The organism is Candidatus Thiothrix phosphatis (genome assembly GCF_035668035.1).
GTDB lineage: Bacteria > Pseudomonadota > Gammaproteobacteria > Thiotrichales > Thiotrichaceae > Thiothrix > Thiothrix phosphatis.
On sequence record NZ_JAYMYJ010000018.1, the window covers coordinates 1 to 4,309 of the forward strand.

The window sequence follows — 4,309 nt, forward strand, 5'->3', positions numbered from 1 at the left end:
GCAAATAAACCATGCGGTTCAGGTCAAAGAGACGGTAGTTGTATTGCTCCTTAATACATTCCTGCATGTTGGCGTATGCGCCGGAGTCATCGCTGGCGCAACTGTTGCGTTCTTGTAGCCAATCCTTTTGTGCGGACTTGATTTTACTGGCGTTGCCCTTTTTCAATGCCAGCTTATAGGCCGCAGCCATTTCGTCATCCAAGCTGGAAAGCCCATCGTCAGCACAAATGGCTTTTTCCACTTTGGTCGTGGCTTTGGCGCAGTCGAAACTGGCGGCCTGCCCTGATGCCGCCATCGCCAAGGCGGTTGTCGCCATCCCCAATATGCACAGGCTTTTCAAGATATTCATACGTCATCTCCCATCGCTGTTTACACAAACAGGTGAATTCTCAGCAAACATGCTTGATGTTATAGCAATAAACAGGCCATATTACGACCAATAACTAAGCGCATAGAAACTGCACCAAAGGGAGCCTGCTGTGAAATTGAATACGATTACCCAAACCATCGCCACCATCCTGATTGCATCCAGTGTGGCGGCCTGTTCCTCCTCATCCACTGGTGGCACTGACCCGTCTTCCGTTTCCGGGACGTTGGGCGGCACAGGCGGCAGCAACGCCGCGCAGGGGAACAACCTGACCTCTGGCTCAGAAGGCAACAGTTGTTACGGCGACTATGTGGATGGCGTGCAGCCGCGCCTGACCAACACCAAACTGGCCAGCAAGACCCGGGCGCTGTGCTTTGCGGAATATTCCGTATTGCATTCTGGCCTGACCCGCACCCCGCTGTGGGCGAGTGAACACCTGACCTATGCCGAACTGCTGATGGACATTGACCGCACGGACAATTTCCATGCCGAACCATCCCTCCCCGCAGATGAACGTTCTGAACTGGCGGATTATGCTGGTTCCGGCTATGACCGTGGCCATTTGGCCCCGGCAGGCGACATGCCAACGGAACAGGCGATGCGGGAAAGCTTTTCCCTGGCCAATATGACGCCGCAAAACCCCACCAACAACCGGGGGCTGTGGTCTTCCATCGAAGGCAAAACCCGTGACTTGGCCCAACAGCGTGGGGAACTGTTTGTGGTGTCCGGCGCGGTGTTCGCCGGGGCGACCCTGAGCACCATCAACGAACGGGTGCTGGTTCCCAGCAATTACTTCAAAGCCGTATATGACGCCAATACCGGCGAGGGTGGGGCTTACTGGGTCGCCAATGACGCCAGCAAGAACTATAAGGTGGTGAGCATCGCGGAATTGGCGCAACTGGCGGGCATTGACCCGTTCCCCAGCATCAGCGACCACAGCAAGACGAACGCCATGGCTTTACCCCAACCTTGAGTGACCGACAATGGACTTTTTCAACAACGAAGCTGAAACCCACATCCTGCATGGACTGAACATTGAAAACCGGCTGGATCGGGTGTCGCTGCATGGCAGCCTCGACATTACCCATGACGCTTCCGGGCTGGAACTCGCGCTGAAACTGAAAGCGATGCTGGACGGCATGGTGGCCGTGTTGCAGGCGGAACAGGCCAGCGGCACATTGCCCGCCAGCATCACCCTGAAACCTGTTGGGCAGGTTGGCAATCCTTTCCTCTAGCGGAGCAGCCATGCAGCTTTGCCCATTTTGCAGTTAGCAATAGGCTGGTTTTCACCACGCCACGCACAGTTTCTGGTTAGGTTGAATATTGTCATCCGTTACCGCCAAGCCTGACATATACCGCATCTGGCGCAACCACAGGTGTTTTTCAGCGTTGCCAGCATAAAGGCGGGCTACCGTCCATTGCGTTTCACCTGGAACGGTATAATGCCACTCCCGGCACCTGTCCCGAATAGGCAGGCCAACTGCTTCCGGAGGCCGGTAAGGCGCGCCACCCAAAGTTAGGCTCGCGGTTATGACCGGAACCTGCTGGGAAACGCCCACCAGCCACAACATCAGCACCGCACCTGCCAGAAACATGAAGACTTTGCTCATGCGTCATCTTGAATATCTACTGGAATTTTCGGCTTTAAAGCTTTTTCTAGTTTTTTATGCGCCTCAAGGACGTATTCGTCCTTTTCATAGGTTGCCGGAAAATCTGCCTTATCATAGGCCTGAATGTGAATATGATGCTTGACCCCCTCCACAAAGCCTTGCTTCTGACCCTCAATCTGGCCTTTCAGGTAAAGCATGATCGCCAGCCCAAAGACAATCACCCCGATCAACAGAAGTTCTATATTTTGGATCGCCCAATCCACCAACTGGAGAAGTAAGTTTCCGCCTGCATATCCATGTGCGTTCATTGCAGTTCTCCAAAAAAACAAAGTCTATTTTATAGACATCGTGCTTGAGTGAGTAGGCTAAAAGTCACACTTCTGCACTGTAAACTAAAAAAATTCTCCAGAATGGGAAACGCAATGACCAGCCAAGCACACAGTATTACTATCGCAATATATTTAACTTTATTATGGCAAAGCCGTTTTTTACGTAATACCGGCCACATTTCTGAGAATTAGGGTGCGGGATGATGCTTGGCAATGGCAATATTTGCTACACGGCATTTAGGCCAAGATTTTTCGCACGACATAGGCAAAAAGCTGGGACACACCAAGCCGCCCACAATAGGTTCAATGCTCCGTTTGGGACTGGGAGCAACGAACTGTGGCATGACATCATCGAGCAAGCAGAGCGAGGCGCAATCATTGCCGCACTGGAAGCCACAAAAGGAAATCAGACAGATGCCGCAGCCATTCTTAACACCAGCCGCACCACATTACGGGAGCGGATAGCGCGGTATAATCTTCGTGGGTACGGGGTGAGTTCTCTCCGTCCCTAACCTCATAGCTGACGGGTCGGCGTCAGCCGATCCATCGTCGAGCGCGTTGTCAGGGATTCAATTCCCGTTCACTTGATCAACTGGTCATAGACCGCATGATGCCCGATCCACACCCACGTATAGCCATGCGGGCCACCGCCAGCGCACGGTAATGGATACCCACACGGGCTGACCACAATTCGCCAACCTGCTTGAAGCGCAGGGAAGGGTGGGAAGGATCTTGTTTCAGCAGTTCAAAGTTTTTGCGGGCAAGCTCTTGGATGGCGGCGGGCAGGTTATCAAAACAAGCCCAGAACCGGGGCGTTGTCTTGTGCATCAGAAATCCCGTAGCTGACCTTTGGTTTCAGCATCCAAGGCTTCCGCCAGCAAGAAATCCAGCTTGCCGCTGGCGGCATCGGCTGCAATCTGCGCATCCCAATCATCCGCCTCCAACTCCTCCAGTTTTTGGATCAATTGGGCGCGTTCCTCATGGGTGAGCTTGCGGGCGGCTTCCAGCAAATCATTTACCGTCCCCATGATGTACACCTCTTTATGATAACGATGATGTTTGACATCATAGACCAGAAGTTGTACTCACGCACCGTGAAGCAAAAAACTTCACCGGGATTAGGAACCCCGGATAACTAGAGCGCACAAGCCGCGCCAAGCGGTTTTTTTGCGCCTGCTGGAAGTCGCGGCGGTGAGTGGCGATCCGTCGTCGAATTTGTTAGCCTAATAATTTGTTATTAATTGTTTTTTTGACTTGAAATGACACTAAAAGTTGTTGAATTTAAACGCGAGCCTAAATCCGGCGATGGCGTTGTGGTGGGATTGAGACGGCTACTCGAACAAGCAGAGAGGGGAGAGATCGTAAATTTTTTTGGCGTGGCACTACTACAAGATGATGCAATCGTCAGTGGCTGGGCTAACGAATACAGACCGTTTGCAATGGTAGGCGGCATCGAGAATGCAAAGCGCGAGATGATGGATATTTGCATTAAGCGCCGCTGGGAGTAGACGGCGTTGAACCCGCGTCCGTCGTCGAGCGAGCTGGTCGTTAGGCTTTTGTTTTGGTGGTTGACATGAAAGACTTAATACATATATACAATGCAGCAATAACAATATTCTCTCAAACACAGGATATTGAAAAGTCATGCAATGATGCAATTTTTATCTATAAGAAAATAAAAAATGACAAAGAACTATCAAGAGAATCAACAAACCATCCGTGTAGAGAATTATCAGTTGCAATACAGAATCTTCTAGAAAAAGAAAATTATTTTACCGGAACTTACTCTGAGCTTTTAAGTTCATTGAATATTAATGGAAAAATTGAATTTTTAAAAAGCCCAAGAGGTTTGTCGGCGCTTTTGAAAAAGAACAAAAAAGCATTGAATGTTTATGATGAAATCATCATTGATCAATCAAAAAATAGAACAAAAAGAGGGTGTATAGTCACTAGGGCTTTCAAGGTGAGTTTTTGCCCTTCCGTTGGCTGAGCAACCTTGCGGT

10 protein-coding genes are annotated in these 4,309 nt (G+C 50.6%); 5 read left to right on the forward strand and 5 right to left on the reverse strand.

Annotated features, from left to right (window positions below):
- Window positions 1-349 (reverse strand): lysozyme inhibitor LprI family protein (locus VSS37_RS02165; protein ID WP_324692980.1); only part of this gene is annotated, 349 nt, incomplete at its 3' end.
- 130 nt (window positions 350-479) lie between these two features.
- Here VSS37_RS02165 and VSS37_RS02170 point away from each other — a divergent pair.
- Both VSS37_RS02170 and VSS37_RS02175 read left to right on the forward strand, forming a co-directional pair.
- On the forward strand, window positions 480-1,340 hold the full coding sequence (locus VSS37_RS02170; RefSeq protein WP_324692981.1) for a DNA/RNA non-specific endonuclease: 861 nt from the start codon (window positions 480-482) through the stop codon (window positions 1,338-1,340).
- A gap of 10 nt (window positions 1,341-1,350) precedes the next feature.
- Window positions 1,351-1,602 carry a hypothetical protein gene (locus tag VSS37_RS02175; RefSeq protein WP_324692982.1) on the forward strand — a complete coding sequence of 84 codons (252 nt, stop codon included), beginning with the start codon at window positions 1,351-1,353 and terminating at the stop codon, window positions 1,600-1,602.
- Window positions 1,603-1,653: 51 nt separating this feature from the next.
- Here the strand turns inward: VSS37_RS02175 and VSS37_RS02180 are convergent, their stop codons facing one another.
- Window positions 1,654-1,977 (reverse strand): hypothetical protein, encoded by a 324-nt coding sequence (locus VSS37_RS02180; protein WP_324692983.1) that lies wholly within the window; start codon window positions 1,975-1,977, stop codon window positions 1,654-1,656.
- Window positions 1,974-2,285, reverse strand: a complete 312-nt coding sequence (locus VSS37_RS02185; RefSeq protein ID WP_324692984.1) for a hypothetical protein — start codon at window positions 2,283-2,285, stop codon at window positions 1,974-1,976. Before VSS37_RS02185 ends, VSS37_RS02180 begins: the two co-directional genes overlap by 4 nt.
- A gap of 224 nt (window positions 2,286-2,509) precedes the next feature.
- Here VSS37_RS02185 and VSS37_RS02190 point away from each other — a divergent pair, with 224 nt between their 5' ends.
- Entirely contained in the window at window positions 2,510-2,818 is a 309-nt protein-coding gene (locus VSS37_RS02190; RefSeq protein ID WP_324692989.1) for a helix-turn-helix domain-containing protein, read from the forward strand.
- Window positions 2,819-2,894: 76 nt separating this feature from the next.
- On the opposite strand, the gene VSS37_RS02195 is transcribed toward VSS37_RS02190, so the two are convergent.
- Window positions 2,895-3,134 carry a hypothetical protein gene (locus tag VSS37_RS02195; RefSeq protein ID WP_324692985.1) on the reverse strand — a complete coding sequence of 80 codons (240 nt, stop codon included), beginning with the start codon at window positions 3,132-3,134 and terminating at the stop codon, window positions 2,895-2,897.
- Entirely contained in the window at window positions 3,134-3,334 is a 201-nt protein-coding gene (locus VSS37_RS02200) for a hypothetical protein (RefSeq protein WP_324692986.1), read from the reverse strand. The genes VSS37_RS02195 and VSS37_RS02200 overlap by 1 nt, the downstream gene beginning before the upstream one ends.
- Before the next feature lie 231 nt (window positions 3,335-3,565).
- On the opposite strand from VSS37_RS02200, the gene VSS37_RS02205 reads away from it, so the two are divergent.
- Together VSS37_RS02205 and VSS37_RS02210 are read left to right on the forward strand one after the other, a co-directional pair.
- Complete coding sequence (locus VSS37_RS02205) at window positions 3,566-3,814, forward strand: hypothetical protein (RefSeq protein WP_324692987.1); 249 nt, start codon at window positions 3,566-3,568, stop codon at window positions 3,812-3,814.
- A 65-nt stretch (window positions 3,815-3,879) separates the two neighbouring features.
- On the forward strand, window positions 3,880-4,296 hold the full coding sequence (locus VSS37_RS02210; RefSeq protein ID WP_324692988.1) for a hypothetical protein: 417 nt from the start codon (window positions 3,880-3,882) through the stop codon (window positions 4,294-4,296).
- Window positions 4,297-4,309: the final 13 nt, after the last annotated feature.

What these genes read in the sequence shown, in the direction of transcription:
- VSS37_RS02175 (WP_324692982.1), top strand. Translation starts at nt 1,351, where the DNA reads ATGGACTTTTTCAACAACGAAGCTGAAACCCACATCCTGCATGGACTG.
- VSS37_RS02180 (WP_324692983.1), bottom strand. Translation starts at nt 1,977, where the DNA reads ATGAGCAAAGTCTTCATGTTTCTGGCAGGTGCGGTGCTGATGTTGTGG.
- VSS37_RS02185 (WP_324692984.1), bottom strand. Translation starts at nt 2,285, where the DNA reads ATGAACGCACATGGATATGCAGGCGGAAACTTACTTCTCCAGTTGGTG.
- VSS37_RS02190 (WP_324692989.1), top strand. Translation starts at nt 2,510, where the DNA reads ATGCTTGGCAATGGCAATATTTGCTACACGGCATTTAGGCCAAGATTT.
- VSS37_RS02195 (WP_324692985.1), bottom strand. Translation starts at nt 3,134, where the DNA reads ATGCACAAGACAACGCCCCGGTTCTGGGCTTGTTTTGATAACCTGCCC.
- VSS37_RS02200 (WP_324692986.1), bottom strand. Translation starts at nt 3,334, where the DNA reads ATGGGGACGGTAAATGATTTGCTGGAAGCCGCCCGCAAGCTCACCCAT.
- VSS37_RS02205 (WP_324692987.1), top strand. Translation starts at nt 3,566, where the DNA reads ATGACACTAAAAGTTGTTGAATTTAAACGCGAGCCTAAATCCGGCGAT.
- VSS37_RS02210 (WP_324692988.1), top strand. Translation starts at nt 3,880, where the DNA reads ATGAAAGACTTAATACATATATACAATGCAGCAATAACAATATTCTCT.